We start from the raw sequence: 16,760 nt of genomic DNA, 5'->3' as shown, positions 1-16,760 counted from the left end.
AACACGACATGTCACTACGCTTGAGCCGCCGCGCGTACGCGGAAATGTTCGGGCCGACGACGGGCGACCGCGTCCGGCTCGCCGACACCGAACTGCTGATCGAGATCGAACGCGACTTCACGACCTACGGCGAGGAAGTGAAATTCGGCGGCGGGAAGGTGATCCGCGACGGCATGGGCCAGTCGCAGCGCGTCGCCGCCGACGTGCCCGACACGGTGATCACGAACGCGGTGATCCTCGATCACTGGGGCATCGTGAAGGCCGACATCGCGATCAAGCATGGCCGCATCGCCGCGATCGGCAAGGCCGGCAACCCGGACATTCAACCGGGCGTGACGATCGCGATCGGCGCGGCAACCGAAGTGATCGCCGGCGAAGGGCTGATCGTGACGGCGGGCGGCATCGATACGCACATCCACTTCATCAGCCCGCAGCAGATCGACGAGGCGCTCGCATCGGGTGTCACGACGATGCTCGGCGGCGGCACGGGGCCGGCCACCGGCACCAACGCGACGACCTGCACGCCGGGCCCGTGGCACATGGAGCGGATGCTGCAGGCCGCCGACGGCTGGCCGATCAACCTCGGTTTTCTCGGCAAGGGCAACGCGAGCCTGCCGCAGCCGCTCGTCGAGCAGATCGCGGCCGGCGCGATCGGGCTGAAGCTGCACGAGGACTGGGGCACGACGCCCGCCGCGATCGACAACTGTCTTTCCGTGGCAGACGACACCGACACACAGGTCGCGATCCACACCGACACGCTGAACGAAGCCGGTTTCGTCGAATCGACGGTCGCCGCGTTCAAGGGCCGCACGATCCACACGTACCACACCGAAGGCGCGGGCGGCGGCCATGCACCCGACATCCTGAAGGTGTGCGGCGAGGCGAACGTGCTGCCGTCGTCGACCAACCCGACGCGCCCTTACACGATCAACACGCTCGACGAACACCTCGACATGCTGATGGTGTGTCATCACCTCGATCCGTCGATCGCCGAGGATCTCGCGTTCGCGGAATCGCGGATTCGCCGCGAGACAATCGCGGCCGAGGACATCCTGCACGATCTCGGCGCGCTGTCGATGCTGTCGTCCGATTCGCAGGCGATGGGCCGCGTCGGCGAGGTGATCATCCGCACGTGGCAGACCGCGCACAAGATGAAGGTGCAGCGTGGCGCGTTGCCCGAGGACGGCGCGCGCAACGACAACTTCCGCGCGAAACGCTACGTCGCGAAGTACACGATCAACCCGGCGCTCACGCACGGGATCGCACACGAAGTCGGCTCGATCGAGCCCGGCAAGTGGGCCGACCTCGTGCTGTGGGAGCCCGCCTTCTTCGGGATCAAGCCGTCGATGATCCTGAAGGGCGGGATGATCGCGGTCGCGCAGATGGGCGACCCGAACGCATCGATCCCGACACCGCAGCCGGTCCACTATCGCGAGATGTTCGCGACGCGCGGCGGCGCGCTGGCGCGCACGTCGCTGACCTTCGTGTCGCAGATGGCGGCCGATGCGGGCATCGCGGAACGCTACGGCCTCTCGAAGCAAATCGTGCCCGTGCGCAACTGCCGCAACGTGACGAAGGCCGACATGATCCACAACGCATGGCGCCCGTCGATCAGCGTCGACCCCGAAACCTACGACGTGATCGCCGACGGCCAGTTACTCACCTGCGAGCCGGCGACGGTGCTGCCGATGGCGCAGCGCTATTTCCTGTTCTGATTTCCGGTTACCGCCTCATTCCCGTTCCATGCGCACCCTCGACAAACGCATTGCCCCGAACGTGAAACTCGCCGCGTCGCTCGTCGCGCGCGCGCCGACGCTCACGCTCGCCTATGACGCCCGCTGCAAGAGCCGCCTCGCGGCGACGCTCGACACCGGCGAAGACGTCGCGGTCCTGCTGCCGCGCGGCACCGTGCTGCGCGACGGCGACGTGCTCGTCGCCGACGACGGCGCGCTCGTGCGCATCGCCGCGGCGCCCGAGACCGTGCTGCTCGTGCGCGCGGCCGATCCGCTCACGCTGATGCGCGCCGCGTACCACCTCGGCAACCGTCACACACCGGTCGAGATCGGCGACGGCTACCTGAAGCTCGAAGCCGATCCCGTGCTCGCGGACATGCTGCGCCGGCTCGGCACGCAGGTCGAGGAGACACGCGCACCGTTCCAGCCCGAATCCGGCGCATACGGCGGCGGCCACAAGCACGGGCACGACGCGACGTTCGCCGAGGACTACGCGCTCGCGCAACAGGTGTTCGGCGAACACCACGGGCACTCGCACAATCACGATCACGATCACGATCACGATCACGATCACGATCATCAGCATGGTCCCGGATGCACGCACGGCCACGGCCATGACCACCACTGAACTCGTCGCGCTGCTGCACCTCGCGTCGCCGGCGCTGCCGATCGGCGCGTACAGCTATTCGCAGGGCCTCGAGGCCGCGCTCGATGCGAACCTGATCCGCGACGCCGATTCCGCGCGCGACTGGATCGCGAGCGGCCTGACCGACGTGCTCGCGCACGGCGAGCTGCCGTTCCTCGCACACCAGCTCGCGCGCTGGCATGTGCACGACACGCACGCGCTCGCCGCCGAGAACGTGTGGTATGTGGCGAGCCGCGAATCGGCGGAACTGCGCCGCGAGACCGAACAGATGGGCTGGTCGCTCGCGCAGCTCTGCGCGTCGCTCGAATGGGGCGACACCGCGCGCCGCGCGACGCTCGCGTCGATGTCGCCGGTCGCGCTGCCGACCGCGTTCGCCTACGCAGCCGCCGCGCACGACGCCAGTGCCGACGCGACGCTCGCCGCCTACGCATTCGGCTGGGTCGAGAACCAGACGTCCGCCGCGCTGAAGGCCGTGCCGCTCGGCCAGCTCGCCGGGCAACGCATTATCGTCGCGCTGCGCGGCGCGATCGACGCGGCCGTCCGCCGCGCGCTCGCGACGCCGCCCGACGCCGTCAACACGTTCGCGCCGCAGCTCGGCATCCTGTCCGCGCGGCACGAAACCCAGTACTCGCGGTTGTTTCGCTCCTGAACCACGACGCCATACGCCATGAACGCACCTGCTCCCTCCTCCGCCCGCCGCACGAAGAAACTGCCGCCGCTGCGCGTCGGCATCGGCGGCCCCGTCGGCTCCGGCAAGACCACGCTGCTCGAAATGCTGTGCAAGGCGATGCGCGACCGCTACGACCTCGTCGCGATCACCAACGACATCTATACGAAGGAAGACCAGCGGCTGCTGACGGTTGCGGGCGCGCTGCCCGAGGAGCGCATCATGGGCGTCGAGACGGGCGGCTGCCCGCACACGGCGATCCGCGAGGATGCGTCGATCAATCTCGAGGCCGTCGACCGGATGCTGTCGCGCTTTCCCGACGCCGACATCGTGTTCATCGAATCGGGTGGCGACAATCTCGCGGCGACCTTCAGCCCCGAGCTGTCGGATCTGACGATCTACGTGATCGACGTCGCGGGCGGCGAGAAGATTCCGCGCAAGGGCGGCCCCGGCATCACGAAGTCCGACCTGCTCGTGATCAACAAGACCGATCTCGCGCCGCTGGTCGGCGCGAACCTCGACGTGATGGCGTCCGACACGAAGAAGATGCGCGGCGAGCGGCCTTACGTGATGACGAACCTGAAAGCGCTCGAAGGCGTCGCGGACGTGATCGCGTTCATCGAGAAAAAGGGCTTGCTGACGGTCTGAGCAGCGCGGCGGCACGCAGCCGCCACGCCTGCCCGGGCGGCCTTGCGCCGCCTATTCGTCGGAGGCGTCGGAGGCGTCCTGCGCGTCGTGCATCGCGCGCTCGCCGCGTTCGGCGGGCGGCAGCAGCGCCGCGAGCACGTCGACCGTGCGCGCGGTCGCGCCGCGGTGACGCGACGCGAATGCCGCGCCGGCCGCGCCCATCGCGATGCGCCGCGCCTTGTCGGCGAACAGCGCGTCGAGCACGTGTGCGAGATCGAGCGGATCCTCGACCTGCATCGCCGCGCCGGCCGCGACCGCGTCGGCGGTCGCCTGCGTGAAGTTGAATACGTGCGGCCCGAGCAGCACCGGCACGCCGACCGCGCACGCTTCGATCAGGTTCTGGCCGCCGAGCGGCAGCAGGCTGCCACCGATGAACGCGATGTCGGCGGCCGCGTAATACGCGCCGAGTTCGCCCATCGAATCGCCGAGCAGCACCGTCACGTCGCCCGGCAGCGGTTCGGCGGCCGGTCGGCCGGCCGCGAGCGCGGCCGTGTCGGCCGCCCACACCGAGCGTCGGACGCCCTTGAGCCCGCTGCGCTCGACCAGCGCCTCGACCTCGGCGAAACGCTGCGGATGACGCGGCACGAGCACCAGCAGCGCGCCGGGCGTGCGCATCGCCGCGAACGCCTGCAGCACCAGCGCCTCCTCGTTCTCGCGCGTGCTGGCGGCGACCCACACGGGCCGCGTGCCGATCGCATCGCGCCACGCATGGCCGCGCGCCGCGAGTTCCGGCGGCGTCGTCATGTCGAACTTCAGGTTGCCGAGCACGGTCACGTTGCGCGCGCCGAGCGACGTCAGCCGCTCCGCATCGGCCGGGCTCTGCGCGAGCACCCGCGAGAAACCGCCGAACACGTCGCGCGTCGCCGCGCCGAACTTCGCCGCGCGCCGGAACGAGCGCGCGGACATCCGCGCATTGGTCAGCACGAGCGGCAGGTCCGCGCGCTTGCATTCGTCGATCAGCGTCGGCCACACCTCGGTTTCCATGACGAGACCGAGCGTCGGCCGCCATGCGCGCAGGAAGCGCCGCACCGCGCCCGGCATGTCGTACGGCAGGTAGCAGCGCAGCACGCGATCGCCGAAGATCTGTTCGCCGGTCGCGCGGCCGCTCGGCGTCATGTGCGTGAGCAGGATGCGCGCGTCGGGACGCGCGTGCATCAGCGCATCGATCAGCGGCTGCGCGGCGCGCGTCTCGCCGACCGATACCGCATGGACCCAGATCAGCGGCGCACGGTCGTCGCGCGAGCGGCCCGCCACGTGGCCGAAGCGTTCGCCGATGTGCTCGCGATAGCCGCGCTCCTTGCGCGAGCGCACGTAGAGCCGGATGACCGCGACGGGCGCGACGAGCCACCACAGTGCGCGATAGATCGCCCTCAGCATGCCCGTACCCCCGCGTTGTGCCGGATGAAGTGCGCGCTCAAACCAGCGCCCTGCCCTTCAGGCGTTCGAGAATGCCGAGCGGCGCGCATTCGCGGCGGACCATCGCGTCGACCGGCAGGAAGAACGTCTGCTCGAGCATGAACTGGCCGGACATCACAGCATGCGAAGTCTGGTCCGAGAAACATATCCACACGCAGCCCGGCGGAAACGGCATCGTCTGCTGCGGGCTCGTCTTCTGGTAGTCGAGATCGGCCTTCATGCTGTCGTGCAGGTTCAGCATCAGGTGGTCGTATGCGCTGCGCGGCGACTTCGTCACGTGCAGCAGGTTCAGCAGCCATGCGGCGCCCGGCAACTGCGGCTTGATGGCCGGCAGGAAGCGCTTCGCGACGTCCTCGAACGGCTCGCCGACGCGCCACACGCGCGGCACGCCGGCCGGGTTCACATTCGTGAACACGCGCAGGATCCGCTCGCCGTAGTTCGGCCGCGACGGGAACGCGTCGACGTGCAGCCGGCTGTCGTCCTTGCGCCACGACGTCTGGCGCGTCTCGACCTGCATCAGCCGCAGGCTCGTCGGCGCGACGCGCAGCTTGCCGCGGTATTCGGGAAAGAGGCCGTCGACGAGCGTGCCGGCCTGCTGCTGGAAGCGCGCGACCAGCGCGCGCACGGCCGACTGCGTGACGCTGTCGCCGAGCACGCCGGCGAGCGCGCCGCCATTCGGCGCGAGGCTGATGTTCTTGCGTTTCGGATCGGCGAGCGCCGGATCGAGCAGCGCTTCCTCGCCGCCTTCGATCGCGAAGCGCAGGTGCGGGAAGTACAGCACCTTGCCTTCCTCGACCGCGGCCAGCAACTGCTCGCGCGGCGCCGACAGGTTGTGTCCGCTCCAGTCGGCGGACGGGACTTCGATGATCTGGGATTCGCTCATGATCGGTTCGCGTACATGACAGGCGTTACAGGAGACCGAAGCCCGCGAGCGCCGACTTCACCTGCGCGATCGACGGGGGCTGCCCCGCCGTGCCGAGATTGACGACGTTCGGCGACCAGTAGCAGCCGGTCCGCCAGGCCGTCGCGAAATTGTACAGTTCGACCGTCGGACGCTTCAGCGCGGCCGCGATATGAACCAGACCTGTATCAACCCCGACCGTCGCGGCCGCGCCGTCGATCAACCCGACCACGGCCGGCAGCGACAGCTTCGGCGGCACGATCGCGGCCGCGCCGAACTCCTTCGCAAGCCGCTCGCTGGTCGCGCGCTCCGCGTCGTTGCCCCACGGCAGCACGAGCGACGCACCGCGCCGCACCAGCGCCTGGCCGAGCTCGATCCACGCGGCGTCCGGCCACTGCTTGTCGGCACGCGACGTCGCATGGACGAACATCACGTACGGCACCGGCAGGTTCAGGCCGAGCGCGGCCACCGCGAGCGCCGCCGCGCGCGTGTCGAAGCCGAAGTCGACCGGATCGGCCGGTGTCGGCGCCGGGTCGCCCAGCGCGGCCGCGACGAGTTGCCGCGAGCGCTCGACCACGTGCGTGCGCGGCGCGATCGGCACGCGCTTGCGGTAGAAGAAGCGCACGGGCCATTCGTAGCCGGCGCCGTCGGTACGGTTGCCGAGCCCGACGAGCGGGCCGTGCGCCCAGCTCGCGACCCAGGCCGTCTTGATGAGACCCTGGCAGTCGACCACGAGGTCGTACCGCTCGGCCGCGAGGCGCTTGCGGAATGCGCGGATCTCGCGCCGCGTGGCCCCCGCGAACGGCTTCTTGCGCCAGCGGCGCAGCGAGAACGGCAGCACGTCGCGCACGCCGTCGACGAGCCGCACGAGGTCGACGAAGCTTTCCTCGACGAGCCAGTCGATCTGCGCATCGGGGTGGCGACGCCGGATATCGGCGATCACAGGCATGTTGTGCACGACGTCGCCCAGCGACGACACGCGCACGATCAGGATCTTTTGCACGCTGAAAAACGCCAGCAGGCGGCCGGCGACAGGCAGAAAGGAGCGATTTTATCGCGCCCGGGGAGTCAGACAGACAAAAAGCGGCGCACGCATGACGCGTACGCCGCTTTTCGGGATGGATGCGACAGGTCGACCGACCGTCGCGCCGGCAGCGGCCCGAGGGCCGCCCGGGCTCAGAACGGCAGCTTGACGTCCGGCTTCGCGGCCGTCAGCACACGGCGGAAATCCTCCTGGATGCGCTTGAGCCCTTCCTGCGTCTCGGCTTCGAAACGCAGCACGACGACCGGCGTCGTGTTCGACGAACGCGCGAGGCCGAAGCCGTCCGGGTACTCGACGCGCAGGCCGTCGATCGTCACGACCTCGTCCGCGCCGTCGAACTTCGCTTCCTTCTGCAGCTTGTCGATGAGGCGGAAATTCTCGCCCTCTTCGAGCTTCAGCTGCAGCTCGGGCGTGCTCATCGCGTCCGGCAGCCCGTTCAGCAGCGCGCTCGGATCGGCCGTCTTCGTGAGGATCTCGAGCAGGCGCGCGCCCGTGTAGAGGCCGTCGTCGAAGCCGTACCAGCGATCCTTGAAGAACACGTGGCCGCTCATTTCACCGGCGAGCGGCGCGCCCGTCTCGCGCAGCTTCGCCTTCACGAGCGAGTGGCCCGTCTTCCACATCAGCGGCTCGCCGCCCTTCGCCTTCACCCACTGTGCGAGGTTGCGCGTGCACTTCACGTCGTAGATGATCTGCGCGCCCGGGTTGCGCGACAGCACTTCTTCCGCGAACAGCATCAGCTGGCGGTCCGGATAGATGATCTGGCCGTCCTTCGTGACGACGCCGAGGCGGTCGCCGTCGCCGTCGAACGCGAAGCCGAGCTCGGCATCGGTGTCCTTCAGCGCCTGGATCACGTCCTGCAGGTTTTCCGGGTGCGCGGGATCGGGGTGGTGGTTCGGGAACGTGCCGTCGATGTCGGTGAAGCGCTCGACGAGCTCGCAGCCGAGCGCCTTGAACAGGCGCGTCGCGAGCGGGCCCGCGACGCCGTTGCCGCCATCAACGACGAGCTTCAGCGGCCGTGCGAGCTTCACGTCGCCGACGATGCGCGCGATGTACTGATCGGCGACGTCGAACTGCTCATAGGTGCCGCTGCCCGTCTCGAAGCGCTCGTCGACGATGCGGCGGTACAGCGCCTGGATCTGCTCGCCGTAGATCGCGGCGCCGCGCAGCACCATCTTGAAGCCGTTGTAGTCGGGCGGGTTGTGGCTGCCCGTGACGACGATGCACGAATCGACGCGGCGCTCGCCGCCCTTCAGCGCAAGCGGCACGCTCGCCGCGAAATAGCCGACCGGCGTGGGCACCATGCCGACGTCGACGACGTCGACGCCCGCCGCACGCAGGCCGTCGGCGAGTGCGCCGACCAGGTCCGGCCCGGACAGGCGACCGTCGCGCGCGACGACGACTGCATCGCCGCCCTGCGCGCGCACTTCGCTGCCGAATGCCCGGCCGATCCCGCGCGCCGTATCGACGTCGAGCGTCTTGCCGACCACACCGCGAATGTCATATGCCTTGAAAATGGATTGGGAGATCATCGATTCTCTCTCGGTTGCGTGCATGGAAAATTGTCTGGCCGCCTCTCGCCGGTGCCGCGCATGATACACGCGGGCCCTGCGGGACAAAGGGCAGGATGGCCGCGGGAGCGATCCCGATCCCACTTATAATCGCGGGTTTTGATGACGCGCATGTCGCCCATTTTAATGCCTAGCCGTCCCGCCGCCGCCAACCCGCCGCCTTCGGCCGTCCTGCCGGCCATTTCGCGCGCGCGCAGCCGCGCTGCAGCATGCTGAAACGCTTCGCCAACCCGGATGTCGCGAAAGCCGTCGCGAACCTCGTCTGGCTGGGGCTCGAACGGCTCACGCAGATCGGCGTCGCGATCGCGATCAGCGGTCTTCTGGCCCGTTATTTCGGGCCGGACGTGTTCGGCAAATGGCAGTATGCGAATACGCTTCTCCTGGTACTGGCGCCGCTCACCTGGGTGTGCGGCGCGGAAATCCTCGTCCCGACCATCGTCCAGCGCCCGCCCGCCCAGCTTGGCGCGGTGCTCGGCAGCGCGTTCGCGCTGCGCATCGCCGTGTCGGTCGCCGCGCTCGTCGCGACCTGGATCGCGATCGCCGCGGGTGCCTTCGATCCGCTGGTCGGCGCGATGCTCGCGGGCCTGGCGGTCACGATGGTGTTCCGCGAGCCGTTCGTCGGCGTGATCAACGCGTGGCTGCAGAGCATGACCTACAGCAAGCCGCAGCTCGTCACCAGCATGATCACCGCGCTGGCGAAGGCGCTGCTGGTCTGGCTGCTGGTCCGCGCAGCCGCCGGCCCCGCGCGCTTCGCGTGGCTGTGGGCGCTCGAGGCCGCCGCGATCGGCTTCGCGCTGCTGCTGTACTACCGGCATCGCAACGGCGGCACGCTCGGCTGGACCTTCGACAAGCCGCTGTTCAGGCACTTTGCGACGGCCGGCACCGTATTCTGGCTCGGCCTCATCTGCATGTACCTGTTCCTGAAGCTCGACCGCCTGATGCTCGAGCGCCACGTGTCGTTCGCCGATCTCGGCCGCTACTCGGCCGCGCAGCAGCTCAACGAGAACTGGATCACGCTCGCGCTGATGCTTGCGCAGACGATCGCGCCCGCATTCGTCTACCGCGTGCAGGACGTCGCGCGGCTGCGCCGCAACATCGTCCGGCTGATCGCGATGACGGCCTGCCTGATGACGGCCGGCGCGCTCGTGCTCGACGCGGCCGCCCCGCTGATCGTCGGCAAGGTGTTCGGCCGCGGCTACGAGGCATCGGTCGACATCTTCCGCTGGGCCGTCTGGCTGTCCGTGCCGGCCGGCATCGAGGCGATAGGCAATCTTATCGTTCTCAAATATCAAGCAAAATTCGTGTTGCTGTCGAAATGGCTGCTCGCGCTCGCGATCGCCGCGCTGGTCAACCTGTTCGCAATCCCGCGGCTCGGCCTGTACGGCGCGCTCGTCGGGCTGGCGGCCGGCTACCTGGCCGCCGCCGCCGTGAATTTTTATTACATCTGTTTCAAGCTGCGACCATGACGCCCCCTGATTGCCCGCCCCCGCTCGACGACGTGGCCGTGCTGATGCCGGCCTACAACGGGCACGACGACGTCGTCCGGACCCTCTCCTCGTTTCGCGAGGACGCGCCCGTGCACGTGCTGATCGTCGACGACGGCAGCGCGCCGCCGATCGTCGCGCCCGACCTGCCCGGCCTCGCGATCGAGGTGCTGCGCATGCCGCAGAACGGCGGCATCGAGCGCGCGCTCGCGGCCGGCATCGACGCGCTCGCGGCGCGCGGCTTCCGCTATGCAGCGCGCATCGACGCGGGCGATCTCGCCGCGCCGCAGCGCCTCGCGAAAGAGCGCGCGTATCTCGGCGCCCACCCGCGCGTGGCCTGCGTCGGCATGTGGACACAGGTCGTGTCGCGCGCCGGCGAGCCGCGCTTCATGCTGACGCCGCCCGCCGATCCGCGCACGCTGCGCCGCACGCGCTTCCTGCGCTCGCCGCTCGTGCATCCGTCGGTGATGCTGCGCATCGACGCCGTGCGCGAGGTCGGCAACTATCGCGCGAAATACCGCGCGGCCGAGGATCTCGATCTTTTTTTACGGTTAATGCAACGCTACGATTGCGCGAACCTGCCCGAGCTCGGCCTCTATTACGAGCTCAACGAGGGCGGGATCAGCGCGACGAAGCGCCGGCGCCAGCTCGTTTCGACGCTCACGCTGCTGCTGAGCCACTTCAACGCGCTGAACCCGTACGACTGGGCCGGCCTCGCCAAGAACCTGCTGCATTTCGTGACGCCGTACCGTACGCTGCAGCGGATCAAGCAGACGCTGTTCGCCGCGCGGCCGTCCTCCTGACGCATATTCGGCATTTTCGACGCTTTATTTTTTCTTTTTTTTTCATGGCCGCCACCTCCCCGCTGCGCATCGCGCTCGTCTGCAACACGGCCTGGGCGATCTACACGTACCGCCACGGGCTGATCCGTGCGCTCGTCTCGCGCGGCGCCGAGGTCATCGTGATCGCGCCGCACGACCGCACGGTGCCGCTGCTCGAGCAGATGGGCTGCCGCTACGTGGCGCTCGCGGTTGCTTCGAAAGGCACGAGCCCGCGCGAGGATCTCGGCACGCTCACCGCGCTGGTGCGCCACTACCGCGCGCTGAAGCCCGAGCTCGTGTTCCATTACACGATCAAGCCGAACATCTACGGCTCGGTCGCCGCGTGGCTCGCGCGCGTGCCGTCGATCGCGGTCACGACCGGGCTCGGCTACGTATTCATCCAGAAGAGCCGCGCGGCAAGCGTCGCGAAGCGCCTGTACCGGTTCGCGTTCCGCTTCCCGCGTGAAGTCTGGTTCCTGAACCGCGACGATCTCGCGACCTTCACCGACGAGCAGTTGCTCGCGCATCCCGACCGCGCGCGGCTGCTGCACGGCGAAGGCGTCGATCTCGAACAGTTCGCGCCCGTGCCGCTGCCCGCCGGCGACGCGCCCGTCTTCATCCTGATCGGCCGGCTGCTGTGGGACAAGGGCGTGCGCGAATACGTGGAGGCCGCGCGCATCGTGCGTGCCCGCTTCCCGAACGCGCGCTTCCAGCTGCTCGGGCCGCTCGGCGTGGACAATCCGAGCGCGATCGGTCGCGCGGATGTCGACGCGTGGGTCGGCGAAGGCATCGTCGAGTATCTCGGCGAAGCGCACGACGTGCGCCCGCATATCGCGGCCGCCGACTGCGTCGTGCTGCCGTCGTACCGCGAAGGCGTGCCGCGCACGCTGATGGAAGCATCGGCGATGGGCCGCCCGATCGTCGCGACCGACGTGCCGGGCTGCCGCGACGTCGCCGCCGACGGCGAAACGGGCTTCCTGTGCCGCGTGCGCGACAGCGCGAGCCTCGCGGAGCAACTGCTCCGCATGATCGAACTCGGAACGGCCGGACGCGACGCGATGGGCGCGCGCGGCCGGCAGAAGGTCACGGCGGAATTCGACGAGCAGCAGGTCGTCGAACGTTATCGTCAGACCATTCATTCGTTGACCGGTATCACCCTCTGAAGGAGCGCATCTGCAATGACCGCTAAAGGCACCATCCTCGTCACCGGCGGAGCTGGCTATATCGGCTCGCACACCGCCGTCGAGCTGCTCGACAACGGCTACGATGTCGTGATCGTCGACAACCTCGTCAACAGCAAGGCCGAGTCCCTGCGGCGCATCGAGCAGATCACGGGCAGGAAACCCGCGTTCCACCAGGTCGACGTGTGCGACGAAGCTGCGCTCGCGAAGGTGTTCGACGCGCACCCGATCACCGGCACGATTCATTTCGCGGCGCTCAAGGCCGTCGGCGAATCGGTCGCGAAGCCGCTCGAGTACTACCAGAACAACATCGGCGGCCTGCTCGCCGTGCTCAAGGTCATGCGCGAGCGCAACGTCCGGCAGTTCGTGTTCAGCTCGTCCGCGACCGTGTACGGCGTGCCCGAGCGCTCGCCGATCGACGAATCGTTCCCGCTGTCCGCGACGAACCCGTACGGCCAGTCGAAGCTGATCGCCGAGCAGATCCTGCGCGATCTCGAGGTGTCCGAACCGTCGTGGCGGATCGCGACGCTGCGCTACTTCAACCCGGTCGGCGCGCACGCGAGCGGGCTGATCGGCGAGGATCCGGCCGGCATTCCGAACAACCTGATGCCGTATGTCGCGCAGGTCGCGGTCGGCAAGCTGGAGAAGCTGCGCGTGTTCGGCTCCGACTACCCGACGCCGGACGGCACTGGCGTGCGTGACTACATCCATGTCGTCGATCTCGCGAAGGGGCACATCGCCGCGCTCGACGCGCTGGCCAAGCGCGACGCGAGCTTCGTCGTGAATCTCGGCACGGGCCAAGGCTACAGCGTGCTGGAAGTCGTGCGCGCATTCGAGAAGGCGTCGGGCCGCCCGGTGCCGTACGAACTCGTCGCGCGCCGCCCGGGCGACATCGCCGAGTGCTACGCGAACCCGCAGGCCGCGGCCGACATCATCGGCTGGCGCGCGACGCTCGGCATTGAGGAAATGTGTGCCGACCACTGGCGATGGCAGGAGGGGAACCCGCGCGGTTTTGTATAATCCGCTGTCCATTTTTCGAGCGATCCCATGCTCAGCTTCGCGTCCGGCTTCATTGCCTCCCTGCTCGTCACGCTGTTCATCGTGCGCTACGCGCACCTTCACGAGAAATTCTCGATCGACAGCGACCTGGCCGGCGTGCAGAAATTCCACGTGCGGCCCGTGCCGCGGGTCGGGGGCATCGGGATCCTCGCCGGGGTCGTCATTGCCGCGCTGATCCTGTCCCGGCGCTATCCGACGATCGCCGGCAGCATTCTGGGCATCGCCGCCTGCGGGCTGCCGGCGTTCCTGTCCGGCCTCGTCGAGGACCTGACCAAGCGCGTGTCGCCGCGCGCGCGGCTGCTCTGCACGATGGGTGCGGCCGCGCTCGCGTTCTGGCTGATGGGGATCGCGGTCAAGCGCATCAGCGTGCCGCCGCTCGATTTCCTGCTCGGGTATGTCGCCATCTCTGCGTTCATCACGGTGCTCGCGGTTGCGGCGCTGGCGAATGCGATCAACATCATCGACGGCTTCAACGGGCTCGCGTCGATGGTCAGCTTCATGATGTTCGCGTCGCTCGCGTATGTCGCGTTTCACGTGAACGACCCGGTCGTGATGTCCGCGTCGATCATCATGATGGGGGCCGTGCTCGGCTTCTTCCTGTGGAATTTCCCGGCCGGGCTGATCTTCCTCGGCGACGGCGGCGCGTATTTCATCGGCTTCATGCTCGCGGAGCTCGCGATCCTGCTGGTGATGCGCAACCGCGAGGTGTCCGCGTGGTACCCGGTGCTGCTGTTCATGTATCCGATCTTCGAGACCTGCTTCTCGATCTACCGAAAGAAGTTCATCCGCGGGATGTCGCCCGGCATTCCGGACGGTGTGCACCTGCACATGCTCGTGTACAAGCGGCTGATGCGCTGGGCTGTGGGGACGAAGCATGCACATGACCTGACGCGGCGCAATTCGCTGACGTCGCCGTACCTGTGGCTGCTGTGCCTCGTCGCGGTGATACCCGCGACGCTGTTCTGGCGACACACGGTGCACCTGTTCGTGTTTGTGGTGCTGTTTGCACTGACCTATGTGTGGCTGTACCTCAGCATCGTGCGGTTCAGGGTGCCGAGGTGGATGGTGGTGAGGAAGGAGCGGCGTGGGCATTGAGCGGGCTGTCGCCAATCGAACTCAAAGCCCGCTCACGCAACGAACGGAACCTTAGCTTCCCGTAGTATTGGTGCTCCAGTGCGGCACTTGCGTATAGATCACCACGTTACCGTCGTCCTGAACGTAGGTGACTGCGCCCGGATTCCCGCTGGTGTTGGAATACCAGAGCGGCGTGTGCGTCGAACTGTAGACGACCAGATTGCCGTCCGTTTGCATCGTGGCATAGGCGCCCGCATGACCGGACGTACCGGAATTCCACTGCGGAACGCCCTGGCGAAGCAGCACCAGATTGCCGTCGCCCTGCATGACCAGCACGTTTGCGCCGTTGCCTGAAGTAAAGCTTTGGCCATTGCTGATGGTGACGCCGCCATACCAAAGGGCCGGGCCACTCGACGAATTCACATAACCCGTGGTAGTGGTCGCTGTGAAAAATACCGGCACCTGTGATTCGTAGATCACCATGTTGCCGTCGTCTTGTACGGCAAGGTATTGCCCATAAGACGTGCTGTTGGTTGACGAGAACCACAGCGCCTTGCCACTCGCGCTGTAGACCACGAAGTTGCCATCGGTCTGGAAGACGGCATACGCTCCGGCGTTTCCGTGCGTCCCGGAATTCCACACCGCGGCACCATTGGTCGTGTTGTAAAGCACGAGGTTGCCGTCATCCTGCATGACCAGCTCATGGCTTCCGGACGCCGAGTACAGTATTTGCCCCGACTTGAGCGTCGTACCTTCATTGATAACGCCGCCGTGGATCGGAGACGTCGGAACGCATATCGCGGAATGCAGCACGCTGACGTTCGGCGTGCCCCAGCCAGTCACGAAGTCCCATCCCGAACCCGCGCTGTATGCGCCGTTGCTGCCGTTGGTGATATCGCGAAAGATGGCCCCGGTCGTTGATTGAAAGCTGTATATCGTGGGCGCCGCGAACCCGAGGTTCGTTGCGCAACTGCCGGACAGCAGGCGCGCCCAGGTCGCGGTAAACAGCGGCGCGGACAGGCTTGTGCCGCCCACCGTCTCGAGTTGTCCGCCCACGACGACCAGTTCGCCACTGTTGGGGTCGGCGTCGAACGCAAGGTCCGGCAGGCCCCGGAACGCTCGCCCCTTGAGCGCAGGTACGTTCGACTGCCATGACGGAATCGGTTCGAAGCCGCTGATGCCGCCACCACCGGAGTCCCAGGCCGTCTCGCCGGCGTAGCTTCCGTTCCCGTTCGTATAGAGGGTGGTGCCGCCTACGGATACGACATAGGGCGAGCTGGCCGGGTATTGCACCGACGTGCCGGTGCAACCGTACGCGACGCTGCCCGAATCCCCCGAGCTGACCGAAAAGGTCTGCCCCTGCGCGACTGCAAGTTCGAACAGTACATCGATCGATGCCGTCGGGGCCCAGTTCTCGCATCCGCCGATCGACATGTTGATGACCCGGGCGGTGTTGTCGGTCACGGCGCGATTGATCGCGAGCGCCATATCGCTCCACGCGAAGGACGGCGCAACGTAGAAATTGAGCTGCTTGACGCCGCCGGACATCCCGACGACGGTCTGGCTATCGAGCGACCATTCGGTGTCTCCGCTCGTGTCCGCGCTCGGCGTGCCGGCATGGATCACCGAAACGGGTACGGCGGGCAACTGGTTGTTGCTTTCGAACGTCGTCAGGTCGATGACGGGCTGCGTCACGTCTCCTTCGGCAATGATGCCCACCATGGTATTGCCTGCCGTCGGAGCGCTGCCGACGGAATAGATGCCTGGAAAGTCCGTCGGATTGTGGCCCACCGTGACGGCGGCGGTCGTCGGCGACGCGTTTGCGGTCGGCGCACTGCCGGCAACGGAAGCGCGCACGAAATGCGGATGCAGGCGAGTCGCGGTATCCAGCCCCAGAACCCCTCGAACGACCCCGCTGATCGCATCCGGCACCGTCTCCGGAGTGGTGTTGATATGCGCACTGCTGCCGTCCGCCATCGCGACCGGTACCAGTGTCGTCTGGAACACGCCGGATATCACGCTGGCCGGGGCATCGGCTTCGACGATCATGTTGTTGCCGGCCACCTTGACGTTCGTGAAGCCCTTACTTCCCAAATAGGCCTTCACGGTGGCGACCTGCCCGGCGGTGGGCACGTATCGCCCGGCAATCTGCGCGGAGCTCAGCACGGCCCCGAAGCTGGCACTGCCGGGCGTTCGCGTTTGCTGCAGAAAGCGGTTCAACGCGGCTTCGTCATTCAGCTTGAGCACGAGCACAACATGGACCGGCGCCGTCGCACTCATCGGCGCCGCACTCACCACGTTGCCGGCGGCTCGCAGCGCCGACAGTTTGCCGGCCTGCACAGTGGCCGCAGTCGGACTCGCGTCGTCGTCGCCGCCGCAGCCTGCAAGCACGAGCACGATGAATACCGCGCTCATTCCCCTTGCAAAATGCTCCGCTTTCATCGGATTGGTATCGACCGTAGATTTCTTATTCAGTTTTTC

General features: G+C 67.4%; 14 protein-coding genes. 9 read left to right on the top strand and 5 right to left on the bottom strand.

Annotated features, from left to right (window positions below; all coding sequences use genetic code 11):
* Positions 1-8: 8 nt before the first annotated feature.
* Genes ureC through ureG form a run of 4 tightly spaced genes read left to right on the top strand, consistent with a single transcriptional unit; the run spans position 9 to position 3,694 of the window.
* Complete coding sequence (ureC, locus tag CUJ89_RS04585; protein ID WP_114176322.1) at positions 9-1,715, top strand: urease subunit alpha; 1,707 nt, start codon at positions 9-11, stop codon at positions 1,713-1,715.
* Between the two features lie 28 nt (positions 1,716-1,743).
* Complete coding sequence (gene ureE, locus CUJ89_RS04580) at positions 1,744-2,361, top strand: urease accessory protein UreE (protein WP_114176321.1); 618 nt, start codon at positions 1,744-1,746, stop codon at positions 2,359-2,361.
* Positions 2,348-3,028: an urease accessory protein UreF gene (locus CUJ89_RS04575; protein ID WP_114176320.1), complete on the top strand. Its 681-nt coding sequence runs from the start codon at positions 2,348-2,350 to the stop codon at positions 3,026-3,028. Before ureE ends, CUJ89_RS04575 begins: the two co-directional genes overlap by 14 nt.
* 18 nt (positions 3,029-3,046) lie before the next feature.
* A complete protein-coding gene (gene ureG, locus CUJ89_RS04570) occupies positions 3,047-3,694 on the top strand; it encodes an urease accessory protein UreG (RefSeq protein ID WP_011351182.1) in 648 nt (215 codons plus the stop codon).
* A 51-nt stretch (positions 3,695-3,745) separates the two neighbouring features.
* On the opposite strand, the gene waaA is transcribed toward ureG, so the two are convergent.
* The 4 genes from waaA to CUJ89_RS04550 form a co-directional block, all read right to left on the bottom strand.
* Complete coding sequence (gene waaA / locus CUJ89_RS04565; RefSeq protein ID WP_114176319.1) at positions 3,746-5,110, bottom strand: lipid IV(A) 3-deoxy-D-manno-octulosonic acid transferase; 1,365 nt, start codon at positions 5,108-5,110, stop codon at positions 3,746-3,748.
* Positions 5,111-5,147: 37 nt separating this feature from the next.
* Positions 5,148-6,032 (bottom strand): Kdo hydroxylase family protein, encoded by an 885-nt coding sequence (locus CUJ89_RS04560; protein WP_114176318.1) that lies wholly within the window; start codon positions 6,030-6,032, stop codon positions 5,148-5,150.
* 25 nt (positions 6,033-6,057) lie between these two features.
* On the bottom strand, positions 6,058-7,053 hold the full coding sequence (gene waaC, locus CUJ89_RS04555) for a lipopolysaccharide heptosyltransferase I (protein ID WP_114176317.1): 996 nt from the start codon (positions 7,051-7,053) through the stop codon (positions 6,058-6,060).
* A 173-nt stretch (positions 7,054-7,226) separates the two neighbouring features.
* Positions 7,227-8,621 (bottom strand): phosphomannomutase/phosphoglucomutase, encoded by a 1,395-nt coding sequence (locus CUJ89_RS04550; protein WP_114176316.1) that lies wholly within the window; start codon positions 8,619-8,621, stop codon positions 7,227-7,229.
* A gap of 248 nt (positions 8,622-8,869) precedes the next feature.
* Between CUJ89_RS04550 and CUJ89_RS04540 the strand changes: the two genes are divergently transcribed.
* The 5 genes from CUJ89_RS04540 to CUJ89_RS04520 are packed head-to-tail and all read left to right on the top strand — an operon-like array spanning position 8,870 to position 14,300.
* Positions 8,870-10,126, top strand: a complete 1,257-nt coding sequence (locus CUJ89_RS04540) for a lipopolysaccharide biosynthesis protein (RefSeq protein ID WP_114176314.1) — start codon at positions 8,870-8,872, stop codon at positions 10,124-10,126.
* Positions 10,123-10,947, top strand: coding sequence for a glycosyltransferase (locus tag CUJ89_RS04535; protein ID WP_114176313.1), 825 nt, complete (start codon positions 10,123-10,125; stop codon positions 10,945-10,947). The genes CUJ89_RS04540 and CUJ89_RS04535 overlap by 4 nt, the downstream gene beginning before the upstream one ends.
* A gap of 44 nt (positions 10,948-10,991) precedes the next feature.
* Positions 10,992-12,128, top strand: a complete 1,137-nt coding sequence (locus tag CUJ89_RS04530) for a glycosyltransferase family 4 protein (RefSeq protein WP_114176312.1) — start codon at positions 10,992-10,994, stop codon at positions 12,126-12,128.
* 15 nt (positions 12,129-12,143) lie between these two features.
* Positions 12,144-13,166, top strand: a complete 1,023-nt coding sequence (galE, locus tag CUJ89_RS04525) for a UDP-glucose 4-epimerase GalE (protein ID WP_114176311.1) — start codon at positions 12,144-12,146, stop codon at positions 13,164-13,166.
* A 27-nt stretch (positions 13,167-13,193) separates the two neighbouring features.
* Positions 13,194-14,300, top strand: coding sequence for an MraY family glycosyltransferase (locus CUJ89_RS04520; RefSeq protein WP_114176310.1), 1,107 nt, complete (start codon positions 13,194-13,196; stop codon positions 14,298-14,300).
* Positions 14,301-14,351: 51 nt separating this feature from the next.
* Here CUJ89_RS04520 and CUJ89_RS04515 read toward each other — a convergent pair whose 3' ends face one another.
* The gene (locus tag CUJ89_RS04515) at positions 14,352-16,721 is read right to left on the bottom strand and encodes a protease pro-enzyme activation domain-containing protein (protein ID WP_114176309.1); all 2,370 of its coding nucleotides are present in this window, start codon (positions 16,719-16,721) and stop codon (positions 14,352-14,354) included.
* Positions 16,722-16,760 lie beyond the last annotated feature (39 nt).

This window comes from Burkholderia pyrrocinia, from assembly GCF_003330765.1.
Lineage (GTDB): Bacteria > Pseudomonadota > Gammaproteobacteria > Burkholderiales > Burkholderiaceae > Burkholderia > Burkholderia pyrrocinia_B.
This window is presented reverse-complemented; position numbering and strand designations above follow the sequence as displayed.